Raw genomic sequence first — 26065 nt, 5'->3', positions numbered from 1 at the left:
ATCTTTTTGATTTCTATTCCAATAGACCGAAGTCGGACAGGGGCAGCACCACTGCGATAACCCGCCCCAGAACATACCGCTCATCCACTACGCCCAGCAGCTCATTGCGGCTGTCATCGGAGTGATTGCGGTTGTCCCCCATCACAAAAATACTCCCCTCGGGGACCGTGACCTCTGTGATGGTGCGCAGGGATCCCTCGGGCGGGCGCTCCATCGCCTCATTGAGATAGGGCTCCTCCAGGATCTCCCCGTCCACCGTGACCGTACCGGCATCGTAGTCGATGGCTACATGCTGTCCGCCCACCGCAATGACTCGTTTGACAATGGGACCGTTGACCTTTCCAAAGGGCTTTGTCAGCACCACCACATCGTGCTGCCGGGGCTGATAGCCGATACTCTGGAGCAGGACCATATCTCCGTCCCGGAGGGTGGGCTCCATGGAGCTGCCGTCCACGCCCACGACCCGGCCCACAAAGGTAAAGACCAAAATCAGGGCAATGAGCGCCATGACCAGCGCCTGGAGCCAGAAATACAGGTCCAGCCGAAGTGCCTGACCATTGGTCAGCCCCTCCTCCTGGCCAGCCTGGTTCATCATGGCCTCCCCTCCTTCTGCGCCGTTCATACCAGATTACTCCCTTCGCCCCGCGAAGACAAGGGAATATGCTGGACGTCGTAGGCGTCGGAGAGATAATTTCCCTCCCGGCTGTGGCAGGTAAAGAGAAGGATCTGCCGCTCTCTGCCCAGAGAGCGGAGCACATCCAGGGCCAGCTTCATCCGGCCGTCATCAAAGTTGGCCAGCGCGTCGTCCAGCACCAGGGGCGCGGCATTGGCATCGGGCAGCGCCAGCTCACACACCGCCAGGCGTACCGCCAGGTAGAGCTGATCGGCCGTTCCCCGGGAGAGGGAGAGCACCCGCCGGGGCAGCATCCCATCCCGCTCCTCCGCCATGGCCTCAAATTCCCGGGTGAGGGTCACCCGGTCATAGCGGCCGCCGGTCAGGCGTTCCATCAGCTCCCCGGCGCGCTCGTTGAGGGCGGGGGCAAAGCGCGCCTGCATGGAGCGGTTGGCCTCCTCCAGTCCCTCCAGGGCCAGAGTGATGGCCTCATACTCCTGCCGGCGCAGGGCCAGCGTCTCCTGGGCCCGCTCCAGATCTGCCTGGGTCTGGGCAGGATCGCCCAGGGTCTTGAGCTCTCCCTGGGCCATGGCCAGCACGCTGTTGAGCCGCCCGATCTCGCCCTCCACCGCGCTCAGCCGCACGGCGGTATAGGTGCCGTCATATCGGGGCTCCACATCGGGGACCGCTTCCGGGACCTCCTGGGGAGCGGGCAGGCGCTGGACCAATTTTTCCGCACCCTCCCGCCGGATGGCCGCCTGTTCCAGCTTCTCCTGGAGGAAGAGGGCCTTGGAGATGGCCGCCGAGAGGGTAAAGGCGTCCTTCGCCCCAGGCGCAAATCCCTGCACCAGCGGCAGGACCTGGGCCCGCAGGCGCTCCCGCTCATTTTTCAGATCAATGAGCGTCTGCTCGGCATTCTGCCGCTCCCGCTCCGCCTCATGGGCGCTCTCCCACCCGGCACGGTATTCCCGCGCCAGGGCCAGGATTTCCTCCGAATCCTCCACGCCGTACCAGGTGAGGATCTCTTCCCGCTCCTCCTGGATGGTGGCAGCCTGCCGCTTGAGCCGGACATTCTGGACCAGCAGAATGATCCCCCCCACGAGCAGCAGCGCCGTGCCCAGGAAGGCAAAGGGGGTCAGCAATACCCCTGCGGCAGCCGTTGCAAGGGCTCCGGCCAGCAGCAGAAGCCCCGCCGCAAGGGTTCCCCCGGAGGCCGGCTCCTCCAGATCCACCTCGTCGGCGTCCAGATTGGCTTTGTCCCATGCCTCCTGGGGCGACATCCCCGCAAAGAGGGGGTCGGAGGCCTCCTGCCGGGCCTGATTGGCGGCCTGGATGGCCGCCTCATAGTCCCGCTCAGCCTGCTTGAGCTTCTGCTCCACATTGCGCAGCAGGTTGAGCTCCTCCTGGGTCCGGCGCAGGACCTCCCGGTCGGGGGTCATTCCGTCCCTGCGTAATTCCGCGCGGTACTTCTCCTCCTCCGCACGGGCCTGAGAGAGCTCTGACTGGGCCTGCTCCCAGGCAGTACGTTTCTTTTGCTCCGCCGCCGCCTTGTGATAGGCCAGCTCCACCGCCAGGGTGTCCCGCTCCCGCCGGAGCCCGTCCAGACTCAGCAGGGCCTCCTCCGCGGTGCGATGGGCCTTGGACTGCCGCCCGGCGGCCTCGTTCAACTCTGTGATGGTCTGCTCCAGCTCGGGGATCCAGCCGGTCTTGTTGTGCTTGCGCCGGTTGAGCCAGTCCTTGAGCTTCCGCTCCACCTGGGCCCCCGACACATCCTCCTCTCCCGAGGAGACCAGCGCGGAGATGCGCTTTTCCAGCGCCGGAGAGCCGTCCACCGCAGTGGCTCCCTGTCCCACAAAGGCCGAGCGCTCAAAGACCTCCCGGGGCGCCCCGATAAGGGTCTCTCCCACATTTTCCGCCGTCAGCTCCGGAATGGGCTCCCCCGTCCGGGTGTCCACCGCCTCAAACTTGCCAAAGGGCACCGTGCGGTTCTGGCTGCGCAGAAGGGTGATGAGACGCCCGTTCCACTCGATCTCCATGCGCCCCTCCATGGCCGAGCCATTCCAGGGCTGATAGCGGTTTTTCTCGGCAATGAAGCCCTGCCGGTCCCGCTCCTTGGTGGGGATACCGTAGAGCATGGCCCGGATAAAGGCCGACCAGGTGGATTTTCCCGCTTCGTTGGGGGCCTGGATCAGGTTGAGCCCCTCTCCCAGCTCCAGCGTCTCGTTCTGAAGCCGCCCAAAGGTGGCTGTCATTCGTTTGATCTTCATTGCGGCTCCTCCCGATTCTCCAGTGCGGCCAGGCCAAAGCGGGCTGCCCGCTCCACAGCGGCCCGGGCCTCCTCGTCATGGGCCTCCTCCAGCCGGCGGCGCATGGCGCGCAGGAAGAGCCCGGTCAGGGTATCCTCCTCTGCCCGGGCCCACAGGTCCTGGCGCATCCGGGTCTTATCCCGGACGGAAACACTGTAATAGTGGGGGCGGGCCAGGGCCTCCAGCTTCTCCAGGTCCAGCCCCTCCATGCCCCGCTCTCCAGTGAGGAGGATGCGGCAGAAGTCCGGGCTCTCCCCCTCCGGAAGGGCCTCCCGCAGGGCCTCCTCCGGCATCCGGGCGGTCACATCCACCTCCCGGATCAGATAGCGTCGGGAACACAGCGGCACAAAATCCATCTGTACATTCCCCTGCTCCACGCTGCCGCAGAGGACACCCTTGTCTCCCAGCTCGTCAAAACCCCGTCCCTCCGGACAGCCGGGATAGGCCCAGACGGTGGCTCCGGCGCGGCGGGGGCCGATCCGGGCATGGATGTGCCCCAGCGCGGCATAGTCCAGCCCGCTCCCGGCCAGATCTTCCTCAGTAATGGGGCCGTAGGTACTGTTGGGTGTGCCGTCGGCGTGGAGGACCAGCAGGTGGATCTTCCCGTCCTCCGGCGCATGGAATCCCTCCAGCACCCGGTCACTTCGGTGCGCCCCGGTAAAGGCCGCACCGTAGACCGTACATCCCAGTTCCGGGAGCTCCACGGTCTCCAGGTGCGGCTCGGTGAAGATATGGACATTCTCCGGCCATTCCAGCGCCGCGTAGGGGGAGCGGGCCGACCAGAAATCGTGGTTGCCGGGGGCAATGAATACCTGTCCCCGAATGGAGCCCAGGGCCTTCTCCAGGGCCTCCAGAGTCTCCCCGTAGATCTCCGCTCCGTCAAAGAGATCCCCCGACAGGAGGACCAGATCGGCCCCCTCCCGGTTGGCCAGCTCGGCCAGGCGGAAGAGCAGCTCCCGCTGCTCCGCCCGGCGGCCCGCCGCCTTCTCCGGCGGCAGCGCGTGGAAAGGGGCGTCCAGGTGGAAATCCGCCCCGTGGATCACTTTCAGCATGTCAGTCCTCGTCCTCCTCCAGCGGCGGCATTCTCCGGTGCTCCACCGGGCCCCACTCGGGCAGGGGCAGCCGCTGCATGGCCCCGAATACCCGGCTCTTCAGATTGGGATAGCGCTCCCCCAGCTCCTTCACCAGCTCCTTGACCTCCTGCCGCTTGGTAAAGCCGTTGGCGGGACAGGGATTGTGCACCACCGGGAGCCCCTCCCGCTGGGCCACATGGCGGATATGCCCCTCCCCGCAGTAGAGCAGGGGGCGGATCTGGGAGATCCCCGTCCGGTCCAGCCAGGTCACAGGCTGAAAGCAGGACAGCCGCCCCTCATAGAACAGAGAGAGGAAGAAGGTCTCCACCGCATCGTCGAAGTGGTGTCCCAGCGCGATCTTATGGATGTCCCGCTCCAGCAGGGCGGTGTGAAGGGCCCCCCGGCGCATCTTGGCGCACATGGAGCAGGGATTTTTTTCTTTCCGCACATCAAAGATGACATGGGCGATCTCCGTCGGAATGCAGGTATAGGGCACATCGATCCGCTTGCAGTATTCCGCCACCGGCGCAAAGTCCATGCCGGTCCCCATGTCCAGCGTAATGGCCTCCACGGTAAAGGGCTTGGGGTAGAATTCCCGCAGCCGGGCCAGGGCGGCCAAGAGCACCAGGGAGTCCTTTCCCCCCGACACACCCACCGCGACCTTGTCCCCCGGCTGTATCATGTCATAATCCTCCACACAGCGGCGGACATAGGATAGGATTTTGTTCATAATGTCCCTCCCGGATGAAAATGCAGAACTTTTCGCGCGCATTAAAAGAAAAATCGAAAGTGAGTAATCAAGAGATTTCAAGAGCTTTCAAGAGAAAAAAAGAGCTTTTTACTTTTTAAATAAAAACTACCCAAAAACGCCTTGACACCGGCCAAACACTGTAATATAATGCAATACGCTCCGTTCGTAGGTTCTATTCTACACGCGGGGCATGTGTTCTGTAAAGCCAAATTTCATCATAGAACTTGAAAGCAAATTGGAGGTTTCACCATGTCCACTTTTATGGCCAACAAGGGAAACATCGTCCGCAAGTGGTATATCCTCGACGCGGCCGGTAAGCCCCTGGGTAAGACCGCTGCCGCCGCTGCCACCCTGCTGCGCGGCAAGCACAAGCCCGAGTACACCCCCCACGCCGACTGCGGTGATTTCGTGGTCATCATCAACGCCGAGAAGGCCATCCTGACCGGCAAGAAGCTGGAGCAGAAGTACTACCGTACTCACTCCGGTTATCCCGGCGGCCTCAAGGAGACCAAGTACCGCCTGCTGATGCAGGACAAGCCTGAGCTGGCCATGAAGCTGGCCATCCGCGGCATGATGCCCCGCAACATCGTGACCAAGGACAGCCTGACCCGCCTGCACATCTACCGCGGCGCGGAGCACCAGCAGACCGCTCAGAAGCCCGAGCCCTGGGCTTTCAACTAAGCAGGAGGTAAACGAGAATGTATAAGAGCAAGAAGCCTTACCTGTACGGCACCGGCCGCCGTAAGTCCTCCGTGGCCCGTGTGCACCTGTTCCCCAACGGCACCGGCTCCATCACCATCAACGGCCGTGACATCGACGAGTACTTCGGCCTGGAGACCCTGAAGCTCCTGGTCCGTCAGCCTCTGGCTACCACCGACACCCTGGGCAAGGTGGACATCGTTGCTACCGTCACCGGCGGCGGCGTGACCGGCCAGGCCGGCGCCATCCGTCACGGCGTCTCCCGCGCTCTGCTGGAGATGAACCCCGAGTTCCGCGCTGCTCTGAAGAGCGCCGGTTTCCTCACCCGCGATCCTCGCATGAAGGAGCGCAAGAAGTACGGCCTCAAAGCCGCTCGTCGCGCGCCCCAGTTCTCCAAGAGATAACAGGCCCGACAAACCAATTCAAAAATGCTCAAAAAGCCCGGAACCATGCGGTTTTCCGGGCTTTTTCCTTTCCAAAAAGTCTGTTGTCCTTTGTCCGATTTTGGAAGGATTTGACCTCGCCTGACCCGGTTTTTCTTGATTAATAATGGGGCAACAGACCCTTTTTGACCCCGTTATGATTAAAAAATGGGGCAACTGCGAGCCGAAATCGGGGTGTTTTAGAGGGCATTTTCCCCTTCATTTTTTCGATCCCATGACGGCCTGTGTGAAAGGTTTTTCTTTTGAAGGGGATGTCCTGATTTGTCAGGATTTGACCAAACCGAATCCAGTTTATCTTGTCCTTCTGGGTTGCCGCTGTTACGTTTTAAGTGGATGAACTCGCACATTTGCGGTGTAGCGTTCTTTCTACATATAATGAAAGCGTAAAGGAGGAACGCCCTATGAAAAAACGGAAATTCAAGATATACCTCACCCCAGCCGAGAACAGTATTGTGATTCAGAGCCTCAACCACCTGCGCAATACTATGCTCCGTGAAAACCAGGACACCGGCTGCCTGGATGAACTTCTGCTCAAAGCCATGTGCTCCCCGGTGAAGAAGATGTAAAATTACATATCGCAGCTTAATGAGCCGCTTATTCTTTTCAGCAAGAGTAAGCGGCTTTTTTCATGCCCATCTTTCGGAGTTCCCCCATACATAGCCGTCCGTCTTGCCAACGGGCGGCTAAATCTATGAAGAAGGAGGACATGAAAATGCCGGAACAGAGAAGCCGCCCCAGGGATGGCCGCGTGATCGCGCTGGCCAACCAGAAAGGCGGCACAGGCAAAACCACCACGACGGTGAACCTGGGCATTGGTTTAGCCCGTCTGGGGAAAAAGGTGCTGCTTATTGACGCAGACCCCCAGGGCGACCTCACCACCTGCCTGGGCTGGCAAGACCAAGACAGCCTGCCCACCACCCTGGCCACCGTCATGGAAAAGGTGATCCGGGATGAGCCATTCACCACGGATGAGGGCATTTTGCATCACAGCGAGGGCGTAGACCTTATGCCCGCCAACATTGAGCTGTCCGCACTGGAAATGAGCCTGGTCAACGCCATGAGCCGGGAGTTTACGCTGAGAACCTATATCAATGAAGCCAAGAAGCACTATGACGTAGTTCTCATTGACTGTATGCCGTCCCTGGGTATGATTACGATCAACGCCCTGGCTGCGGCGGACAGCGTGATTATCCCGGTGCAGGCCCACTATCTCCCCGCCAAGGGTATGACCCAGCTTATGAAAACCATCAATAAAGTGAAACGGCAGATCAACCCGACCCTGAAGGTGGACGGGGTGTTGCTCACGCTGGTGGATGGGCGCACAAACCTTGCCAGACAGACGGCGGATACCCTGCGGCAGAGTTACGGGAGCGTGTTGAAAATTTATCGTTCCGAGATTCCCGTAGCCATCAAAGCCGCAGAGATCAGCGCCGCAGGCAAGAGTATTTACGCCTACGACAAGGGGAGCAAGGTGGCCCAGGCTTACGCGGATTTTTCAAAGGAGGTGCTGGCGGATGGCGAAAAGCAACGGGCTAAACTTCAATCTTCCCTCAGTCGATGATTTGTTTTCCACGGAGGAAGAACGGGCTGAGGCAAGGCTTGAAAAAGTTGTCAATCTTTCGCCCTCGGAAATCAGCGACTTCCCGAATCACCCGTTTAAGGTTCGCATGGACGCAGCCATGCAGGAAATGACGGAAAGCGTGAAGCAGTACGGCGTTTTGGTCCCTGCCCTGGTGCGTCCCAAACGGTCGGGCGGCTATGAAATGGTGGCCGGACACCGCAGGAAAAAGGCGGCGGATTTAGCGGGGCTTGCGGAAATCCCCTGTATTGTGCGACAGCTCACCGATGATGAAGCCACGATTATCATGGTGGACTCCAACTTGCAGCGGGAGCAGATTCTGCCCTCGGAGAAGGCGTTTGCCTACAAGATGAAGCTGGACGCTATGAAAAGACAGGCTGGGCGGCCACCCAAAGATAATTCGCGCCCAGTGGGCGCAGATTTAATAGGTATTCGTTCGGACGAGTTGCTTGCTAAGGATGTACCAGATAGCGCAAGGCAAATTCAGCGATATATCCGCCTTACCCACCTTATCCCGGAAATTCTGGAGCTGGTAGACAACTCGGTCCTGAAAGACCAGGAAATGCTTCAGATTGCCCTACGTCCTGCGGTGGAGCTGTCTTACCTGCGAAAAGATGAACAGGCCGACTTGTTCGCTATCATGGACGAGATGGACTGTACCCCGTCCCACGCCCAGGCCATCAAAATGCGCCAGATGTCCGAAGCCAAGACTGGAGGGGAACGGCTGGCCAAAGACGCCCTTGTTTCCATTATGAAGGAGGAAAAGCCCAATCAAAAAGAACAGTTCAAAATCCCAAAGGAAAAAATCAGCCGGTTTTTTGCGCCGGGGACGCCCACGCAGAAGATCGAGGACACCATTGTTAAGGCGCTGGAAGTCTACCGCAAGCGCCAGCGCAGTTTAGAGAGATAGTCCACTACCAAGGGAGCAGTGCGCCCATTTGCAGGGAACTGGCGTTTTCGCTGTTCCCCCTCTCCACACCTCACCCCCTCGTACCACCTAAACAGCCTAAAAAAGAAGATATTTGGGGAGGCTGGTTCTTTCAAGAATCCACAGGTTTGGCAGATAGAACGGATGAGGTGGAGAACGCCTGGCGCACCTCTCTTTTTTAGAACGTAAACAGAATCCAGCCGTAAGCAGCACATCCAGAGCGATGTGCTTTTTTTGCGGCCATTTCAAGGAGGTAACACGATGAAAGCATTGAGAAAGCCTCTGTCCCTGTTCATGGCCCTGCTCATGTGCCTGGGCGTGTTCGTAGGGACAGGAACCACGGCTTTTGCCGCAGGCGAAACCATGACGACGTATATGATCGACCTGCCCCGTGCCAGCGACCCCAACAAGGCCGGATGGGGCCATCCCGCCCTGAATTTCCTGGGCGGCTGGTCCACCGGAGAGAACGACAGCTTTTCCGTCCACACCCAGGACGCCTTCAATGGCAGGGCCATCTACTGTATTGAGCCGGGCGTCGGTGTGAATACCGGCGACCAGTACACGGGCCGGGGCGAAGATTTCTGGGATAACTACCCGTCCAACCTGAACCCCACCATCCCGCCGGATACCATCAAAGAATATATCGGGCGGATTATGACCTATGGCTGGCAGGGCAACGCCAGCACCTCATGGATGAGTGGGAACCCGGAGGACGCCAGCAAGATCGCGGGATATATCGCTACCCAGCTTCTTGTTTGGGAAACTGTCGTGGGTGAGCGCGACAGCCAGTTTAACCATGTGGACGCCAACGCCCAGGGCAAAAATAACGTGACGGAATATATCAGCGCCGACCATCCCCTGTACAGCGAGATTTTCAGCCAGTATTCCGCCATTGAGAGCGCGGTCAAGCGCCATACTATGCTTCCCAGCTTTTTCAGCAGCACCGTAGACGCCGGTTCCTATGAGCTGAAATGGGATGGCCAGCAGTATTCCCTCACTCTCACGGATACCAACGGTGTGCTGGGTGACTACACCTTCTCCAGCAGCACCACCGGCCTGAATTTCTCTGTGGATGGCAACCAGCTCACCATCACTTCCGCCCAGGCCATCAAAGGCTCTGTGACCATTAAGGCGGAAAAAGTGACTGCCCAGCGCAGCGGCGTTGTGGTTTGGACGGACGGCGTTACTGGCGGCGGCAAACAGGACTTTGCCACCTACGGGGAAACCGTTTCCGACCAGATGGTAGGCTATCTGAACCTGGAAGTGAAAACCGGCAATATGAAGCTGATTAAGACTTCCGAGGATGGACAGGTAGCCGGAATCAACTTCACCATCACCGGCGAGGGGTACAGCGCCACCAAGACCACCAATGAGGCGGGCGAGATCGACATCTCCGACCTCAATCCCGGCGTTTATACCGTAACCGAGCAGTCGATTGATAAGTACGAACCCCAGGAAACCCAGCGCGTGACCATCGTCAGCGGCCAGACCGCCACCGTAACTTTCAATAACAAGCTGAAGCGCGGCAGCCTGGAAGTGACGAAAACCAGCGAGGACGGGCTGGTGGAGGGCATGACCTTCCACTTGTACGGCACATCCCTCTCCGGGCAGCCGGTGGATGAGTATGCTGTGACGGATTCCAGCGGTGTGGCGCGTTTTGAAAACGTGCTCATCGGCACGGGCTATGTACTGGAGGAGGTGGATACCCCCATCCGTTATGTGGTGCCGGATTCCCAGACAGCCACCATCGAGTGGAATGAAGTTACCCATAAGAGTGTGAACAACGTGCTGAAGAAGTTCCGCGTCACCGTCACCAAGAGCGATGTGGAAACGGGTGCGCCCCAGGGCGACGGTTCCCTGGCCGGCGCTGTGTATGGGCTGTATAAGGGAGATACCCTCATCGACAGCTTCACCACGGATGAGAACGGCCAGTTCACTACCGGATATTACGTCTGCGATTCGGACTGGACAATCCGTGAAATCAGCCCCAGCGAGGGCTACCTGCTGGATTCCACCATCCACAAGGTAGGCGCGGAACCGGAGCTTTATACCATTGAGCTGAACGATACAGCCAACGATGTGACGGAGCAAGTCATCAAGGGCGACATTGCCATCATCAAGCACACCGATGATGGGGAAACCCAGATCGAAACTCCGGAATCCGGCGCAGAGTTCCAGGTATTCTTGAAATCAGCCGGCAGCTATGAAAATGCCAAGGAATCCGAGCGCGATGTTCTCGTCTGCGATGAGAACGGCTTTGCACAGTCGAAGAAGCTGCCCTACGGCACTTATATCGTCCGCCAGACCAAGGGCTGGGAAGGCCGCGAGCTGATGGACGATTTTGAAGTGTATATCGCCCAGGACGGCCAGACCTACCGCTACCTTATCAACAACGCCAATTTTGAGAGCTTCATCAAGGTGGTCAAGGTGGACGCGGAAACCGGCGTCACCATCCCCTATGCGGGGGCCGGGTTCCAAATTTACCGTCCCGATGGCAGCAAGGTGGAAATGACCTTCACTTACCCGACGCCGACCACCATTGATACGTTCTACACCAATTCCGAGGGCTATCTGGTAACGCCTGAAAAGCTGGAATACGGCACGGGATATTCCCTGGTTGAAGTACAGGCCCCCTATGGCTATGTATTGGACAGCACCCCGGTTTACTTTGATGTGACCGAGGATCATTCCAGCGAGGAAGGCGGCGTGACGGTGATCGAAGTCACCAAGCCCAACATGGCCCAGAAAGGAATCATCAAAGTCAGCAAGACCGGCGAGGTGTTCTCCTCTGTGGCAGAAAGCGAAGGCGTTTACCAGCCGGTGTATGAGGTGCAGGGCCTGCCCGGTGCGGTGTTTGAAATCACCGCCCTGGAGGACGTCTACACCCTGGACGGCACCCTGCGCTATTCTGCGGGCGAGGTAGTGGACACCATCACCACCGGCGAGGACGGGACGGCCCAGAGCCAGCCCCTCTACCTGGGCAAGTTCCAGGTGAAGGAAATCCAGTTCCCTCACGGCATGGTGGATACCGGCGAGAACGTCACCAACGTGGAGCTGGTGTACGCAGGCCAGGAGGTGGAAGTCACCGAAACCTCTGCCAGCTTCTACAACCTGCGCCAAAAAGCCCTTGTGACGCTTGACAAGGTGCTGGAGCAGGATGAAACCTTTGGCATTGGCATGAATGGAGAAATCTCCGCCGTGACCTTTGGCCTCTATGCCCAGGAGGACATCACCGCAGCGGATGGTTCCGTGATCCCGGCAGATGGGCTTCTGGAAATCGTTTCTGTGAATGAGAACGGCCAGGCCGTTTGCAGCACCGACCTGCCTTTCGGCAGCTTCTACCTGAAAGAGCTGTCCACCGACAGTCATTATCTGCTGAACGGCGAAACCTTCCCGTTCACCTTTGAGTACGGCGGGCCTTCCATTGCTGTGGTAGAGATTTCCGCCAATGATGGCGAGGCTGTCACCAACGAGCTGATCCGCGGCGAAATCAAGGGCCTCAAAACTGACGAAAACGGCACGGGCCTGGGCGGGGCTGTCATCGGCCTGTTTAAGTCCGACGAAACCGAGTTTACCGCAGAAAATGCCCTGGCCACCGCCACCTCAGCGGAGGATGGCAGCTTCTCTTTCGCAGGTGTGCCTTACGGAAATTGGGTGCTGAAAGAGCTGGAAAGCCCGGAAGGGTTCATCCTCTCCGATGAAGTGATCCCCGTTACCGTGGAGGAAGATGGGCAGGTTGTGGAAATCTCCCTTGCCAATGAGCGCGTGTACGGTGACCTGCGTTTGACGAAGGTGGATAAGGATTATCCCGACAACAAGCTCACCGGGGCCGAGTTCGAGGTATACCGCGACACCAACGGCAACAAAGAACTGGACGAGGGTGACGAGCTGCTGGGCAAGCTGGAGGAAACCAGCACCGGCATTTACGAGATGGCCCACATCCTCTACGGCGGCGTGTTCGTAAAGGAAACCAAAGCACCGGAGGGCTTCCTGCTGGATGAAAACGCCTACTATGTGGAGATCACCGAGAACGGCAAGATTTACGAGGTAGAGAACGAGGCCGGGATTGGATTTACCAACATGGCCCAGACCGGTTCCCTGCGGATTGAAAAGACGTCCAGCGACGGCAAGGTGGAAGGCTTCTCCTTCCGCGTGACCGGGGCCAACGGCTACGACCAGACTTTCAAAACCGATAAAAATGGCGAAATCTTCATCGAGGGGCTGCGCGTAGGCGATTACACCGTGTCCGAGGTGTCGGATGGGGCCAGCGCCAACTATGTGCTGCCTGCGGATAAGACGGTGACGATTTTTGCGGATAAGACCACCGTGGCGGAAATGCACAACGAGCTGCGCGATACCCCGAAAACCGGCGACGACAGCAAGCCCTGGCTGTGGGCGGCCCTGATGGGCGTGTCCGCTATGGGGGCTGCCGCCCTGGGCGTTGCGGCCTATGTGGGCAAGCGCAAGAAAGGCAAAAATACCGCAAAATAACGGCGGTTTGAATCTGTGTAAGGAGGAATGATTTTATGGAACTGAAAGCGATTATTGCCATCGGGCTGGTGGTATTCATCATCGGCGGCCTGATTTTCCTGAAAGTCAGAAGCCGGAAGAAGTAACCAGCCAGGGGCGGCCATGCGGGGCCGCCCCTTTTACATACCAAAAAAGAAAGGAGCTTTGCAGATGAGAGAACGATTTGAGCAACGACTGTTCCGCATCTTTGCCCAGGCTGGTTACTCCCCGGTGCAGCTTCTCACCATCACCCCGGAGGAGATGGTGGAGATCCCCGGCATTACCGTTCCCAACATCCGGGCGGTGCTGTGCGTCCAGAACAAGGTGCTGGCAGACCGGAATAAAGTCCGCAGCGGCAGGCTGGTGGAGGAATTGCTGAAAGAAGCCGAAGAAAGCAGGTGTTGCCATGAATGAACTGCACCTGCTGGACATACTGGCGGCCCGGCATGGCTGTTTCATCTCCGACTTAAATCTTTCGCCTATCCTGCGGCGGGCGGCCCTTTTGGACCTGTGCAGGATGGATGAGAACAGCTACCCGCTGTCCCAATGGAGAGATACGGTGCGCTACCTTACCGGGGATGAACGGGATTTTGCCAGTGTAAAGGAAATCCAAGCATTTATCAAACAGGATATGGAGGCAGAGGGATGAACGATGATTCCACAGAAAAACGCATGGCCGGTGATTATGAGATTATCCAGGCGGTGCATATAGGCGACCGCGAGGTTGTCCTGGGGGAAAATCCGCAGGATGAAACCGGCATGAAGTATATGTGCGCCTTTTGCCGGCAAAACGCCTTATTTGCAGAATACAGCGAAGTGATGGCCAGTGATGATTTCCCGGAGATTGTGGAGCTGTTCGGCCAGCGGATTGCCGAACAGGCACAGAAAACCCACATAGAGCTGAACAAGCCCCGCATACAGGGCATAGACGACCGCCCCATCACAGCGGAGGGCTGCATCCCCATTTCCCATGAGGATGATCTGCACGGGAAAATCATAGTGATAAAGCCGGAGGTGCTGCGCCGGGAATACCGCAGGGCTACCCGTCAGCTCAAGCTCTGTATGGGAGGCTTTGGGGCTTCCCCACACAGCAGGGGGTCAGCCTGTTACTGCGTTGACCTTTATACTGGCAAAGAAAGCCGCTATGAACGCATGGACGTGCTGGGAACGATACAGCCGGAGGACCTTCCCGGCTGGGCCAAACATGGACTTACCTCGATTCAGCAGGAACAGGTTCAAAAGAAAACCACGAAGGAGCGTGAACGATGATGGATTACAGAGAAAACGCCGGATATATCATTACGGATTCCTGTCATGTGGGCGACAGCGAGTTTGTGTTGGGCGTTCATTTGACAGCGCCCCAGCAGTTTGTCACCTGGAAATGCAGTAACCGGACGGACTACGATTGGGGCCACTATTTCAGCGATCTGTTTTCCGCGCAGAAGGATTTGGTGGCGCGGGCGCAGGAGGAGGTGCAGTGCCTGGAGGATCAGCGGCAAAACACTATTGTGCCGGAGGCCCCTTCCTATTCCCCATGGGGCAATATCCAGGAATGTGAAACGCTCTGCCCCGGCGTTTATTCCGTTTCTACCCCAGGGCATGGCGGCGTTATGGTGCGCCGGGAGCTGGCGGAAAAGGTATTCCGAAAAGAAGCGATGGGCTGCGGCTTTGTTGAGGGCGGCTACCTCTGCTTTGAGGAGGACTGCGACGCGCAGGTGGCTCTCCGGGAGCTGATGGATAAAAAGATGATCCAGGCTCCAGTGAACGAGCGCTTTAGCCCCGGCGCGTATGAGGCTGTTATCAATAGCAGCGTGCAAATTCACCACCCCGAATATTGGCAGGCAAGGGAAAAAGCCATATCGGAGCAAAAACGACAAGCGAAAAAGAAAGGACGTGAGCGATAATGGAACTGACAATTACCAGCATGACCCCGGAGGATCGCCTGTATGCGTACAACCAGAGCAGCCAGCTTGAAGGGCAAACCGGCTGTATCGGCCATCTGCGCGGGGATTTTGGCGCTGGAAAAGAGTTTTACACTTCCTGGTTCGACCATCGGAGGGAATACAAGACGGACGAGTTTAAGGCGGAGCTTGATGAGGTGGTCATCACTCTGCGGGAGAAGAATGGGCTGCTCTGTACCCGTGACAGCATGACCAGGTTTTGCTATCAGAACCCGGAGGCTGAGTTTGAGGGAAACTACTGCGCCGAGTACGGTTTTAAGGTGCAGACGCCCCAGCACACCTATATGCTCCGGTGCAATCCCAATTATGGAGACTACAACTTTTACCTCTACGCCTATGTTGCCCGATTCCTGGAACACCACATGGAAAAGGCCAAACAGGGTATCCGGTTTATCACGCCCGGCTACAAGGAGCTGTTCCGCATTCCCGACGGCGACCACATCCGCATTTTCACTGGCGGCGGAGAAACCCGCGACCGCACCTGCCGGTTCATCGACGAAACCCATTTTGAAACCAGCGGCGGGTATTCCAGCGCCCTGTATCATATTTGCGAATTTGCGGAACGATTGGAGCAAACTCACGGGAGCGTGATCCCGCTGCGTTCTTCTCTGCCGGTGCAGTGTTTTAGTGTACTGCCCTCATCCGGGGAGCTGATTCTTCTGACCAGGGGCGAAAAAGGCTACAGCCCTTGCTATGATTTTTCAACTCCTGACGCCCAACAGAACCGAGAGTTTGCAGACGACCGCAATGTGAAGAATGGCGTTACCAAAGCACAGGAGGCCGCCATGTTTGCCGGCTCCATGTTTGGCTGGCAGACCCCCGCCGCCGATCCCAGAAACTATGACGAGCAGGGGCAGCCCATCAAGCCCAGGCAGAAAGACCGGGGTGAAGCCCGATGAAGGAGGAAAGACACGTTATCTGGAGCAATTATGGCCTGGACTATGAGGACTGGAGGGATGACCTGGAGGCGGACTACCCGGATTTATCCGAAGATGAGCGCATTTCCCTGATGTATGAGATCAATGGGGATTACCTGGATGATGAACGCGCTAACCTCAATGTACAGCTTTCCCAGCCGATTTTGGTTGTAGGCGACCTGGGCCTGTGGAATGGTCGGCGCATGGGATATAAGGAAATCCCCAGCGGCAATATCCGGGACTGCCTGTATTCCGATACGGATTATTCCACCTGGTATGTGGACCGGCTGGGTGATCTGCGGTGCGACGCCATCCACCATGATGGCACGAACTTTTATCTTTACCGCGTTTACAAGGACAGCGCCAGCCCTTCTCAAATTGAACTGCTGAAAGAAAAACTATATCGCGGCATTGCAACCCGCGCCGATATTACGAGAGTGACCCGCAGGCTGGGCGACGACATCGCCAAAGTCTACGGGTTTTCCATTCCCCGGCAGCGGCAGGCCGTCGCCATGGAAAGATGAGGTGATAAAAATGGCGTCTTTACCGCCCGTAAAACTGGATACGCATGAGGACTGGTTCAACTTGCTGATGACGGTTCTCCATCAGCAGGCGGAACAGAACCCCTATGAAGAATACCGGGAGATGGCTCAAAAGCTGATCGACCAGTTTATGCGCTATGGGAGGCCCTTTGTTGACAGTGACCATGCGCCCTGCGTGGCGCTTCGGATGTACCCGAAGGAGGCCGGAAATACCATCTGGCTGTTGCTGCTCTCCCTGTGCAATCAATATGACCCTGATAAGGATTACAGCGCAGAACTGAAAGCTGCGAAAAAAGAATAAGAAAAGGAGGGGCAACCGATGGCGATACGATATAAAGCCTTGACGGAGCTGTACCAGGAAACGCAGCGCAGCGTGACAGCTCCTGACCAGTGGCGGGCGTTTCTGGCTTCTGCCTGCCGCAACTACCGGCTTTCTTTCGATGAACAACTGCTTGTCTACGCCCAGCGCCCAGACGCCACCGCCGTCCTGGAGATCGAGCGATGGAACCGGCAATTTGGGCGCTGGGTAAACCGGGGCGCAAACGGCATTGCCGTTTTTGACGGTGAACACAATGGAAAACCCCGACTGAAATACTACTTTGATATTTCCGATACCCATGAGGCCCGGTTCCCCCGCCCCGTCCCCCTTTGGACGGTGCGGGAGGAATACGCGCCGGACATCATTGAAACGCTGGAAAACAGCTTTGGAGAACTGGAGCACAAGGAGGATTTGGGCGAAGCCCTGCTCTCTGCGGCAAAGAACGCCGTGGAGGATAATATGCCCGACTATCTTTCTGAATTGAAAACCCTCACGGAAGGCAGCTTTCTGGAAGAACTGGACGAGCTGAACCTGGAGGTGGAATACCGCAGAGCGGTGCAAAACAGCATTGGATATATGCTGCTGGTGCGCTGCGGCCTTGACCCGTCTGAATACTTTGAGGATGAGGATTTTCGGGATGTGCTGAATTTCAACACTCCACAGACCCTGAACGCTTTGGGCGTGGCCACCGGAGACATCTCCCAGATGTGCCTTTCCGCCATTTCCCGCACGGTCCTTGCCCTGCAAAGACAGCCCCAAAAAGAAAATCGCACATTTGAACCCCAGCAGAAAAACCAGTATGCTGTAACTGAACAGGAAAACACACAGCCGGAAAGGAGTTTTGAATATGACCGAGATCACTTACACCAGGCAGGGCGACTACAATCTGCCGAACCTTCTGCCGCCCCAGGAGGAGCCGGTTCCCCATGGGAAATACGCATTGCTTCGGAAGAAATTCCTCAAGGAGCACCGCAGGGTGACGTATACCAACCTGCTGACCAGCGGCAAGCTGAACAGCCATCTGGCGGAGATCCAGCAGACCGCCCAGCGCCGGATGGAGCAGATCGTGGCGCAGATGGCCAAGAACCAGGGCGTGACAGAGGAACTGAAAGCCAGCGACCAGATGAAGTGGGTGCAGATGATGAACAACCTGCAGAACGCGGCGGAGGAAACGGTGCTGGCGGAGCTGATTTACAGCTAATTGATGAACCGGAAGAAAGCGCAGGCGGCGAACAGCTCCCTGCGCTTTTGGATGAAAAGCAGATCATGGCCATCATCGCCAATAAGGACGATGACCTGAAATATAAGAAAAATCAGATCGAGCTTTTCTTCTCTGTTCACAGCGACGTTCAGGAACGGGCGGAATATCTGAGATCAGCCTATCAGGACCGGTACACCGAGATCATCTCTGACGGGCAGCGCCTGGGATATAAGCCCCAGGAGAATGGCCTGCTCATGTGGGAAGGCTCTTACCCATCCCGCACCAGGGAATCCGTTTTTTCCTGGGATATTGTGGCCCAGTGGACTGCCCAGCTCATTGACAAAAAAGAATATTTCATTCAGACGGACATCCCAACGCTCCCCGACCAGGAGAGCCAGCAGATGTCCCTTTTTGATTTTGCGGCGTTTCAGCAGCCAGCCCAGGCCGAGGGTACGGCCCAACCATCTATTTTCCCTCACCCGGCTCTGCCTCAGCAGGTAATCGACGAGGCGCTGTGCATTGGTGCCAACGACCAGAACAGCCGCCTCATCATCTGCGCCTATTTCAAAAAGGATAAGCCGGACAATGCCAGGTTCCTGGCAGAGCACTATGGCGAGAACGGCGCTGGCTTTTATCTGGATGGCCGCCAGTACGCCATCTGGTACAATGCCGAGGGAATCCGTATTGCCCAGGGCGAAAGCGCCAAGCGTTCCAGCGCCACCCTCATCTCTTGGGAACAGGCGGCGGCCCGTATCCGTGAACTGCTGGATTTGGGCCGGTATATGTCCCAGAGTGAGCTTGACCGGGTGGACGAGTACGAGCGCCAGCAACGGGCCGCGCAGCTATGGTATCTCCGGCAGGATTTTGCAGAAGGCACCGCCGACGCGGGATTCCTTCCCACCGTAAATACTATTTACAACACGCATCAAGGCTTTCCAGAGGAAAGCGCCGCCATAAGTGATTTGTTAGGCCATCCAGAGGGGTTGCAGAACCTGCGGGATGAACTGGAGCAGTTTGTCACAGCATACGGAGAAAACCGGGAACTGCTGCGGTTCCATTTCCACCGTCCGCAAAAATTGCTGGAGCAGCTTTCCGACCTGCAGCGGGAACCGCTGCACTTTACCGCCGCCGAAGGGTACGACCCCCAGCGGCGATTTTTCATCTCCGGGGACGAGATTGACAATCTTCTGCGTGGTGGAAAACGCAGCACCGATTACCGGCTGGCCGTGTATTCTTTCTACCGCAACCACACAGAGCGCAAGGAACGGGAGAATTTCTTAAAGCACTACCACGGCGAGTACAGCGGCCATTCCGGTGGGAATGATGATGTGACCTACCAGCTCAGTAAAGGCGTTTCTTTCAGCCACGGCAGTATCACCGCCCCCTACGCCAAGGTGGAGCTGAAATGGCCCGCTGTGGAAAAGCGCGTCAGCGCCATGATCGCCCAGGGGCGGTTCCTCACCGATGAGGACCGCGCCGCCATGCCGCAGTATGAGAAGCACCAGCTTGCCCAGAATATCCGCGCTTTCTTTGAGAACGTGCCGCAGGAACAGCCCCACCCCTATCCCTTTGGCTTTGACTATTGGGACGCGGTGAAGCTCATTGAGCCGCAGCTTGACGACCCGGCCCGTGTGGAAGAAATCTATCAGATGATGGTCCCCATTTGGGAGGCCACCCCGCAGGATGACAGGATGTACGCCCTGCGCCGGCAGGCATTTGAAAACCTCACCGCCTTCCGGCAGGGAACCTTCACGCTCTTTGCAGTGCACAAGGAGCCTGTGGCTCCTGCTATGCCGCAAACCAAAGCCTACGATCTGGGCTATGGCCATTTGGGAAATGGAATTACTGTGTGGAACCGGCTGGAGGAAGAACACGGGGACTACAAAACGGTTGCCCACATCGCGCCAGACCGCACGGTGACGATTTATGATGAGGAAATGCCCCAGGCAGTGCGGGAGGAAATCCAGCGGATTGCTGACACTTCGGAAATGGCCATTTCCGCCACCCAGGACGCGCCGGTGTTCGCCGTGCCGCCCAGGGTACAGGAACCGCCTCAAAAAGAAGAACTGGCAGACCCCTACCCGGAGCTGGCCGCCCAGGTGCTGCGCTTTGTTGGAGAGTTTGATGGTTCCCGCATGGGCTATGGCGAAGATGATGCCCAGGCGGTGGAAAATATCGCCCAGCAGCTTCATGACCCCATTCAGAGTGAGGAAATCCGCAGGCTGCTTCGATCCTTCCTGGACCATGCGGACCCGGAAGAAGAAATCGCGGTGGACATCACCCTCTGTATGGAGCAGATCGCAGAGCTGTCCCCGGCCCTTACCCCGGAACAGGCGCAGATAGAAGAAATCGCCGGTTATCTGGAGGAGGCCGGATATGCGGCTTCCAGAGAACTGGTCGAAGAAGGCTTGATGGATTACCGTGCTCATGGCGGCAAAGGTAACAGCCAGGATGTTGCCGACTTCATTGAGCGCGAGTTTTTGTCCGAGGAGGCGGAACCTGCTTCATTGGAGATCGCCAAAGAGTTTATCAACGATTTCTGCGAGGCCGAGTATGACAGCCCAGCCGATTTCAGTGATCTGGAAAAGGTGGGCATTGCCTACACCACCGTCACCGATGAGGAAATCCCCATCCAGGTCAATGCCGATCTGGTTCATTACCGCATTGAGCGTTATCTGGGCGGGCAGTTTTTGGAGCGCAGGCAGTATGAGAGCCTGGATGAACTCATCCAAAACGAGCTGGCCGAACTGGACTTTGACGACCTCATTTCCGTTTCTGATGCGGAACTGGAATCCATCAGTACCACGCCGGAGCAGGGTTCGGATGACTACCGCTTACTCAGCCGCCTCAAAGCCGACTGCGATTACTTCCTGGGCGCTGGTGGACGGGCGGAAAAGCACCTGTGGGCTGGGATCGTGCGGGAACAGATCGCCAAAATGCGGGAACTTTATGCTGCCCTGCCTGATGAACCGGAATGGCTCACCATGGAGGACATCGACCGCTACGCCCAGCGCATGGAGCCGCCTTACGAAGTGGTGGTCTACCACCACTTCGAAAATGGCTATGATGAACGGCTGGATTACCAAACGCTGGCGGAGGCCGAACAGGCGGCGCAGAAATATGTGGCCGGCACCATGGAGGGCGAGGATGGCTTTGCCTATGATGGCGCTGGTATCTATGACCTTCAGGAGAACAGATGGCTGAGGATTTACGGGAACTTCCCTGATGAACGAGCCATTGAGCAGGCAAAACAAGCCCCTGCCGCAGAGGAACAGCCAGCCAGCCCAGAGCAGGCCGATTTACAGCCTAAAAAAGAAGAAGCACTCCCCCTGCCGCCGAAGCGCCCCCGCCGTGAGCGCATTACCTTCACCACTCTGCACCCGGAGATCCCAAGGGACCAGCGCCATGATTTCCACATCACCGACGACGCCTTGGGCCACGGCACCCCCAGCGAGAAATACGCGGCCAATGTTGCCGCCATCCGCACCTTGAAGCAGATTGAGGCGGAGGAACGGCTGGCCACACCCGAAGAACAGGAAATCCTATCCCGCTATGTGGGCTGGGGCGGCCTTGCAAACTGCTTTGAACAAACCAGCCCCCATTATGAGGAACTGAAATCTCTGCTGGATTCGGAGGAATACGCAGCGGCCAGGGCCAGCTCCCTCACCGCCTTTTACACGCCGCCTGTGGTCATCCGGGGAATCTATAAGGCCCTCGCTCAGATGGGCTTTACCCAAGGGAACATTTTGGAGCCATCCTGCGGCACCGGTAATTTCCTTGGCTTGCTCCCCACAGATTTGGCGGGCAGCAAAGCCTATGGCGTAGAGCTGGATTCCATTTCCGGGCGGATTGCGGGGCAGCTTTACCAGAACGCCAGCATTTCCGTAAACGGCTTTGAAACCGTACAAATGCCCGACAGCTTTTTTGATGTGGCCGTGGGCAACGTCCCCTTTGGGGATTTCAAGGTGTTGGATAAGCGGTACGACAAGCACCACTGGCTGATCCACGACTATTTCTTTGGCAAAACGCTGGACAAGGTGCGGCCTGGCGGTATTGTGGCGTTCATAACCAGCAAGGGAACTCTGGATAAGGAAAACTCCGCCGTCCGCAAATACCTGGCCCAGCGCGCCGATCTCATTGGGGCCATCCGCCTGCCGGATAACACCTTCAAGCGGAACGCCGGAACGGAAGTGACCAGCGACATCATTTTCCTGCAAAAGCGCGACCACATCACCGATTTGGAGCCGGATTGGGTGCATTTGGACACGGATGAAAACGGAATCCGCATGAATAGCTATTTTGTGCAGCACCCGGAGATGATTTTGGGTGACATGGTGATGGAATCCACCCGGTTCGGGCCGGACAGCGCCTGCAAAGCCCGCGAGGGGGAAGATTTGTCCGAGCAGCTTGCCAATGCCATCCAGTTTTTGCAGGCGGAAATCAAGCCCTACGAGCTGGAGGAACTGGACGAGGAGGAAGATCGCTCCATCCCTGCCGACCCCACAGTGAAGAATTTCAGCTACACGATTGCAGATGGGCAAGTATACTACCGGGAAAACAGCCTCATGCACCCGGTGGAAGTCTCCGTCACGGCGGAAAACCGTATCCGTGGCATGATCGAGCTGCGGGAATGTGTCCGCAGGCTCATTGAGTACCAAACCGAAGGCTACCCGGACGAGGATATTGAATCCGAGCAGCAGAAACTCAACGCCCTTTACGACAGCTTCACCTCTAAGTACGGCCTTATCAGTAGCCGCGGCAACAAGCTGGCCTTTTCGGAGGACTCCAGCTACTGCCTCTTGTGCTCTCTGGAGGTGCTGGATGAGCAGGGCAACCTAAAAAGAAAAGCCGATATGTTCACCCGGCGCACCATCCGGCCCCATGTGGCTGTTACCAGCGTGGATACGGCCAGTGAAGCGTTGGCGGTGTCCATTTCGGAAAAAGCCCGTGTGGATATGGACTATATGGCAGAGCTGTCGGGTAAATCCCCGGAGGAACTGGAAAAAGAGCTTGCCGGGGTGATCTACCGGGATATTCGCTGTGCGGAGAACCCGGAGGACATCCTGCCTTCTTTGGCGGATTTGAGCCGCTATCCTCTTGTCACGGCGGATGAGTACCTTTCCGGGAAAGTGCGCCAAAAGCTGCGGATGGCAAAAGCATTCCTGGAAGTGGCCCCTGACAATCAGAAGGAAACCGCCCGCAGAAATGTGGAGGCCCTGGAAGCCGTTCAGCCCCAGGATTTGGGCGCTGGAGAAATTGGCGTGCGCATTGGCGCGAACTGGGTGCCCATCGAGGTGTACCAGCAATTCATGGTGGAGCTGCTCACCCCCAATTACTATGTGCGGGACCGTATCAAAATCCTGCGCTCCGAAGCCACCGGCCAATGGAGCATCCGGGAGAAAAACGCCGACCGCAGCAATGTAAAAGCCAATACCACCTACGGCACCAAGCGGATGAGCGCCTACCACATCTTGGAGCAGACTCTAAATCAAAGGGATGTGCGGGTATTTGACTATATTGAGGACGAGAACGGCAAGAAAAAGCCTGTCCTCAACAAAAAAGAAACCGCGATTGCCCAGGACCGGCAGGAACTCATCAAGCAGAAGTTTGCCGAGTGGATCTGGAAAGACATCGACCGCCGGGAACTGCTGTGCCGCATTTACAACGAAACCTTCAACGGCGTCCGCCCCCGTGAATATGATGGGCGGCACATCCGGTTTGAAGGCATGAACCCGGAAATTTCCTTACGTCCCCATCAGATCAATGCCATTGCGCACATTTTGTACGGCGGAAACACCCTGCTGGCCCACGAGGTAGGGGCAGGCAAAACCTACGAGATGGTGGCAGCCGCCATGGAGATGAAGCGCCTGGGGCTTTGCACCAAATCGCTGATCGTGGTGCCAAATCACATCACGGAACAATGGGCGGCGGAATGGCTCCAGCTCTATCCCAGCGCCAACATTTTAGTCGCCACGAAGAAAGACTTTGAAACCCAGAACCGCAAGAAGTTTTGCAGCCGCATTGCCACCGGGGACTATGACGCCATCATTATCGGGCACTCGCAATTTGAGAAAATCCCCATGAGCGTGGAGCGCCAGCAGGCTATTTTGGAGCGCCAGATTGAGGAAATCCTGGAAGGGATCGAACAGGCCAAGGCGCAGAAGGCGGAACGCTACACGGTCAAGCAGATGGAGCGCACCCGGAAATCGCTGGAGACAAAGCTGGCCAAGCTCAATGACCAGAGCCGCAAGGATGACACCGTCACCTTTGAGCAGCTTGGTGTTGACAGGCTCTTTATTGATGAGAGCCATTATTTTAAGAACTTGTTTTTGGCGACAAAAATGCGCAACGTGGGCGGCATTGCCCAGACCGAAGCCCAGAAATCCAGCGATCTGTTTATGAAAACGCAGTATCTGGACGAGCTGACGGGCGGGCGCGGCACAATTTTTGCTACTGGCACCCCCATTTCCAACTCCATGGTAGAGCTTTATACCATTCAACGGTATTTACAGTACCGGCTCCTGCAGGAGATGGGCCTGATCCATTTTGACGATTGGGCAAGTAACTTTGGGGAGACTGTCACCGCCATCGAGTTATCGCCGGAGGGCACCGGCTACCGTGCTAAAACCAGGTTTGCCAAGTTTTATAACCTGCCGGAGCTGATGGCTGCTTTCAAGGAGGTGGCTGACATCCAAACAGCGGATATGCTCAAACTCCCCGTGCCCAAGGCCAACTTCCACACGGAAGTAATCCAGCCCTCGGAGCTTCAGAAGGAGATGATAAAGGGGCTGGCGGAACGGGCTGAGAAGATTCGCGGCGGCGGTGTTGATCCTCATGTGGACAATATGCTGCGCATTACCAACGACGGAAGAAAACTGGCTCTGGATATGCGGCTCATCAATCCCCTTGCCGCCGACGACCCCAATGGCAAGGTGGCTGTCTGCGCCCGGAATGTGTTCCGCATCTGGGAACAGACCAAAGAAAAACGCTCTGCCCAGCTTGTGTTCTGCGACCTGTCCACCCCTACCACCGATGGCTCTTTCAGTGTTTATGACGACCTAAAAAAGAAACTGATGGACGCCGGAATCCCGGAGGAGGAAATCGCCTTTATCCACACGGCAGACAGCGAAGCCAAAAAGAAGGAACTGTTTTCCAAGGTGCGCGCCGGGCAGGTGCGGGTGCTGCTGGGTTCCACAGCTAAGATGGGCGCAGGCACCAATGTGCAGGACCGCTTGATTGCCCTGCACGATTTAGACTGCCCTTGGCGGCCCTCCGATCTGCAGCAGCGGCTGGGGCGTATCGTCCGCCAGGGCAATGAAAATGAGGAGGTGGAAATCTATCGGTATGTAACGGAAGGCACTTTTGACGCTTATTTGTACCAACTGGTCGAAAACAAACAGAAGTTTATCGCACAGATTATGACCAGCAAGGCCCCCGTCCGTGTGGCGGATGATGTGGATGAAACCGCCCTGAGCTATTCGGAGATCAAGGCGCTGGCCACCGGCAATCCGTTAATTATCGAGAAGTGCAACCTGGATATGGAGGTGGCGCGGCTGAATATGCTGAAAGCCAGCCACTTGAACCAGGTATATGCCCTGGAGGAGCTGGTGTACCGCAAGTACCCGGAGGAAATCACCCGGCTCACAGAACGGATCGAGGGTTATGAGCAGGATGTGGCGCTGGTAGCGGACCACCCCAAGGCTCAGGAGGGCTTCTGCGGCATGGAGGTGGATGGCAAACACTACACCGAAAAAGAGGACGCAGGCAAGGCTATCATTGACGTTTGCACCCGCATGACTGGTTCCGACGCTGTTCTTTTGGGGCAGTACCGGGGCTTTTCCATGGTGCTGGCCTATGATGGCAGGAGCAACGAGTACCGGATCACACTCAAAGGCACGCTTTCCCATACGGTGACGCTGGGCGCAGATGTGTTCGGCAATATCACCCGCCTGGACAACGCGCTGGAAAACCTTGCGGGCAGCCTGCAGGCCGAGCAGAACAGCCTGGAGGAAACCAAGACCCAGCTTGAAAACGCCCGCACCGAACTGGCTGCCCCATTTGCCCGCGAGGAGGAGCTGGCGGAGAAAACAGCCCGTTTGAAAGAGCTGAATATTCTGCTCAACATGGATGAGAAAGACAAGACGTTGATGGACGATACCCCAGACGAGGGCGAGGATGTGCCTGCCCGGAGGGTTGCGGAGCTGGCACGGTAAAGGAGGATACG

General features: G+C 57.3%; 20 protein-coding genes. 15 read left to right on the top strand and 5 right to left on the bottom strand.

What is annotated here, in order from left to right:
- Nucleotides 1-13 precede the first annotated feature (13 nt).
- Genes lepB through H8S34_RS10730 form a run of 4 tightly spaced genes read right to left on the bottom strand, consistent with a single transcriptional unit; the run spans nucleotide 14 to nucleotide 4722 of the window.
- Nucleotides 14-622, bottom strand: coding sequence for a signal peptidase I (gene lepB, locus H8S34_RS10745; RefSeq protein WP_243207993.1), 609 nt, complete (start codon nucleotides 620-622; stop codon nucleotides 14-16).
- Nucleotides 619-2880, bottom strand: coding sequence for an ATP-binding protein (locus tag H8S34_RS10740; protein WP_186963979.1), 2262 nt, complete (start codon nucleotides 2878-2880; stop codon nucleotides 619-621). Before H8S34_RS10740 ends, lepB begins: the two co-directional genes overlap by 4 nt.
- The gene (locus H8S34_RS10735) at nucleotides 2877-3971 is read right to left on the bottom strand and encodes a metallophosphoesterase family protein (protein ID WP_101691500.1); all 1095 of its coding nucleotides are present in this window, start codon (nucleotides 3969-3971) and stop codon (nucleotides 2877-2879) included. Before H8S34_RS10735 ends, H8S34_RS10740 begins: the two co-directional genes overlap by 4 nt.
- Nucleotide 3972: 1 nt before the next feature.
- Nucleotides 3973-4722 (bottom strand): tRNA lysidine(34) synthetase, encoded by a 750-nt coding sequence (locus H8S34_RS10730; protein WP_186963978.1) that lies wholly within the window; start codon nucleotides 4720-4722, stop codon nucleotides 3973-3975.
- A 270-nt stretch (nucleotides 4723-4992) separates the two neighbouring features.
- On the opposite strand from H8S34_RS10730, the gene rplM reads away from it, so the two are divergent.
- From rplM to H8S34_RS10665, 13 genes are all read left to right on the top strand, one after another.
- Nucleotides 4993-5424, top strand: a complete 432-nt coding sequence (gene rplM, locus H8S34_RS10725) for a 50S ribosomal protein L13 (RefSeq protein WP_101691502.1) — start codon at nucleotides 4993-4995, stop codon at nucleotides 5422-5424.
- Between the two features lie 17 nt (nucleotides 5425-5441).
- Entirely contained in the window at nucleotides 5442-5846 is a 405-nt protein-coding gene (gene rpsI / locus H8S34_RS10720; protein ID WP_101691503.1) for a 30S ribosomal protein S9, read from the top strand.
- Between the two features lie 175 nt (nucleotides 5847-6021).
- Nucleotides 6022-6222 (top strand): hypothetical protein, encoded by a 201-nt coding sequence (locus tag H8S34_RS10715; RefSeq protein WP_186963977.1) that lies wholly within the window; start codon nucleotides 6022-6024, stop codon nucleotides 6220-6222.
- Between the two features lie 64 nt (nucleotides 6223-6286).
- Nucleotides 6287-6451, top strand: a complete 165-nt coding sequence (locus H8S34_RS10710; RefSeq protein ID WP_186963976.1) for a hypothetical protein — start codon at nucleotides 6287-6289, stop codon at nucleotides 6449-6451.
- Between the two features lie 146 nt (nucleotides 6452-6597).
- Nucleotides 6598-7446: a ParA family protein gene (locus H8S34_RS10705; RefSeq protein ID WP_186963975.1), complete on the top strand. Its 849-nt coding sequence runs from the start codon at nucleotides 6598-6600 to the stop codon at nucleotides 7444-7446.
- Nucleotides 7400-8374, top strand: coding sequence for a ParB/RepB/Spo0J family partition protein (locus H8S34_RS10700; RefSeq protein ID WP_186963974.1), 975 nt, complete (start codon nucleotides 7400-7402; stop codon nucleotides 8372-8374). The genes H8S34_RS10705 and H8S34_RS10700 overlap by 47 nt, the downstream gene beginning before the upstream one ends.
- A 279-nt stretch (nucleotides 8375-8653) precedes the next feature.
- Nucleotides 8654-12883 (top strand): SpaA isopeptide-forming pilin-related protein, encoded by a 4230-nt coding sequence (locus H8S34_RS10695; protein WP_186963973.1) that lies wholly within the window; start codon nucleotides 8654-8656, stop codon nucleotides 12881-12883.
- A gap of 189 nt (nucleotides 12884-13072) precedes the next feature.
- The gene (locus tag H8S34_RS10690) at nucleotides 13073-13315 is read left to right on the top strand and encodes a hypothetical protein (RefSeq protein WP_087242929.1); all 243 of its coding nucleotides are present in this window, start codon (nucleotides 13073-13075) and stop codon (nucleotides 13313-13315) included.
- Nucleotides 13308-13550 carry a hypothetical protein gene (locus tag H8S34_RS10685; protein ID WP_117685575.1) on the top strand — a complete coding sequence of 81 codons (243 nt, stop codon included), beginning with the start codon at nucleotides 13308-13310 and terminating at the stop codon, nucleotides 13548-13550. Before H8S34_RS10690 ends, H8S34_RS10685 begins: the two co-directional genes overlap by 8 nt.
- On the top strand, nucleotides 13547-14170 hold the full coding sequence (locus H8S34_RS10680; protein ID WP_186963972.1) for a hypothetical protein: 624 nt from the start codon (nucleotides 13547-13549) through the stop codon (nucleotides 14168-14170). Before H8S34_RS10685 ends, H8S34_RS10680 begins: the two co-directional genes overlap by 4 nt.
- Nucleotides 14167-14805 (top strand): DUF7007 domain-containing protein, encoded by a 639-nt coding sequence (locus H8S34_RS10675; RefSeq protein ID WP_186963971.1) that lies wholly within the window; start codon nucleotides 14167-14169, stop codon nucleotides 14803-14805. The genes H8S34_RS10680 and H8S34_RS10675 overlap by 4 nt, the downstream gene beginning before the upstream one ends.
- Nucleotides 14805-15761: a hypothetical protein gene (locus tag H8S34_RS10670; protein WP_148429302.1), complete on the top strand. Its 957-nt coding sequence runs from the start codon at nucleotides 14805-14807 to the stop codon at nucleotides 15759-15761. The genes H8S34_RS10675 and H8S34_RS10670 overlap by 1 nt, the downstream gene beginning before the upstream one ends.
- On the top strand, nucleotides 15758-16303 hold the full coding sequence (locus H8S34_RS10665) for a hypothetical protein (RefSeq protein WP_015535528.1): 546 nt from the start codon (nucleotides 15758-15760) through the stop codon (nucleotides 16301-16303). Before H8S34_RS10670 ends, H8S34_RS10665 begins: the two co-directional genes overlap by 4 nt.
- A 19-nt stretch (nucleotides 16304-16322) precedes the next feature.
- Here the strand turns inward: H8S34_RS10665 and H8S34_RS15025 are convergent, their stop codons facing one another.
- A complete protein-coding gene (locus H8S34_RS15025; protein ID WP_207724957.1) occupies nucleotides 16323-17501 on the bottom strand; it encodes a hypothetical protein in 1179 nt (392 codons plus the stop codon).
- Here H8S34_RS15025 and H8S34_RS15020 point away from each other — a divergent pair.
- Together H8S34_RS15020 and H8S34_RS10655 are read left to right on the top strand one after the other, a co-directional pair.
- Nucleotides 17488-17841, top strand: coding sequence for a TnpV protein (locus tag H8S34_RS15020; protein ID WP_207724956.1), 354 nt, complete (start codon nucleotides 17488-17490; stop codon nucleotides 17839-17841). The two genes, H8S34_RS15025 and H8S34_RS15020, sit on opposite strands and share 14 nt — an antisense overlap.
- A gap of 47 nt (nucleotides 17842-17888) precedes the next feature.
- A complete protein-coding gene (locus tag H8S34_RS10655; RefSeq protein ID WP_207724955.1) occupies nucleotides 17889-26054 on the top strand; it encodes a helicase-like domain-containing protein in 8166 nt (2721 codons plus the stop codon).
- Nucleotides 26055-26065 lie beyond the last annotated feature (11 nt).

This window comes from Pseudoflavonifractor hominis (genome assembly GCF_014288125.1).
GTDB lineage: Bacteria > Bacillota > Clostridia > Oscillospirales > Oscillospiraceae > Pseudoflavonifractor_A > Pseudoflavonifractor_A gallinarum.
This window is presented reverse-complemented; position numbering and strand designations above follow the sequence as displayed.

Bases quoted from the DNA above. Each gene is read 5' to 3' on its own strand.
- lepB (WP_243207993.1), bottom strand. From the start codon at position 622: ATGAACGGCGCAGAAGGAGGGGAGGCCATGATGAACCAGGCTGGCCAG.
- H8S34_RS10740 (WP_186963979.1), bottom strand. From the start codon at position 2,880: ATGAAGATCAAACGAATGACAGCCACCTTTGGGCGGCTTCAGAACGAG.
- H8S34_RS10735 (WP_101691500.1), bottom strand. From the start codon at position 3,971: ATGCTGAAAGTGATCCACGGGGCGGATTTCCACCTGGACGCCCCTTTC.
- H8S34_RS10730 (WP_186963978.1), bottom strand. From the start codon at position 4,722: ATGAACAAAATCCTATCCTATGTCCGCCGCTGTGTGGAGGATTATGAC.
- rplM (WP_101691502.1), top strand. From the start codon at position 4,993: ATGTCCACTTTTATGGCCAACAAGGGAAACATCGTCCGCAAGTGGTAT.
- rpsI (WP_101691503.1), top strand. From the start codon at position 5,442: ATGTATAAGAGCAAGAAGCCTTACCTGTACGGCACCGGCCGCCGTAAG.
- H8S34_RS10715 (WP_186963977.1), top strand. From the start codon at position 6,022: ATGATTAAAAAATGGGGCAACTGCGAGCCGAAATCGGGGTGTTTTAGA.
- H8S34_RS10710 (WP_186963976.1), top strand. From the start codon at position 6,287: ATGAAAAAACGGAAATTCAAGATATACCTCACCCCAGCCGAGAACAGT.
- H8S34_RS10705 (WP_186963975.1), top strand. From the start codon at position 6,598: ATGCCGGAACAGAGAAGCCGCCCCAGGGATGGCCGCGTGATCGCGCTG.
- H8S34_RS10700 (WP_186963974.1), top strand. From the start codon at position 7,400: ATGGCGAAAAGCAACGGGCTAAACTTCAATCTTCCCTCAGTCGATGAT.
- H8S34_RS10695 (WP_186963973.1), top strand. From the start codon at position 8,654: ATGAAAGCATTGAGAAAGCCTCTGTCCCTGTTCATGGCCCTGCTCATG.
- H8S34_RS10690 (WP_087242929.1), top strand. From the start codon at position 13,073: ATGAGAGAACGATTTGAGCAACGACTGTTCCGCATCTTTGCCCAGGCT.
- H8S34_RS10685 (WP_117685575.1), top strand. From the start codon at position 13,308: ATGAATGAACTGCACCTGCTGGACATACTGGCGGCCCGGCATGGCTGT.
- H8S34_RS10680 (WP_186963972.1), top strand. From the start codon at position 13,547: ATGAACGATGATTCCACAGAAAAACGCATGGCCGGTGATTATGAGATT.
- H8S34_RS10675 (WP_186963971.1), top strand. From the start codon at position 14,167: ATGATGGATTACAGAGAAAACGCCGGATATATCATTACGGATTCCTGT.
- H8S34_RS10670 (WP_148429302.1), top strand. From the start codon at position 14,805: ATGGAACTGACAATTACCAGCATGACCCCGGAGGATCGCCTGTATGCG.
- H8S34_RS10665 (WP_015535528.1), top strand. From the start codon at position 15,758: ATGAAGGAGGAAAGACACGTTATCTGGAGCAATTATGGCCTGGACTAT.
- H8S34_RS15020 (WP_207724956.1), top strand. From the start codon at position 17,488: ATGACCGAGATCACTTACACCAGGCAGGGCGACTACAATCTGCCGAAC.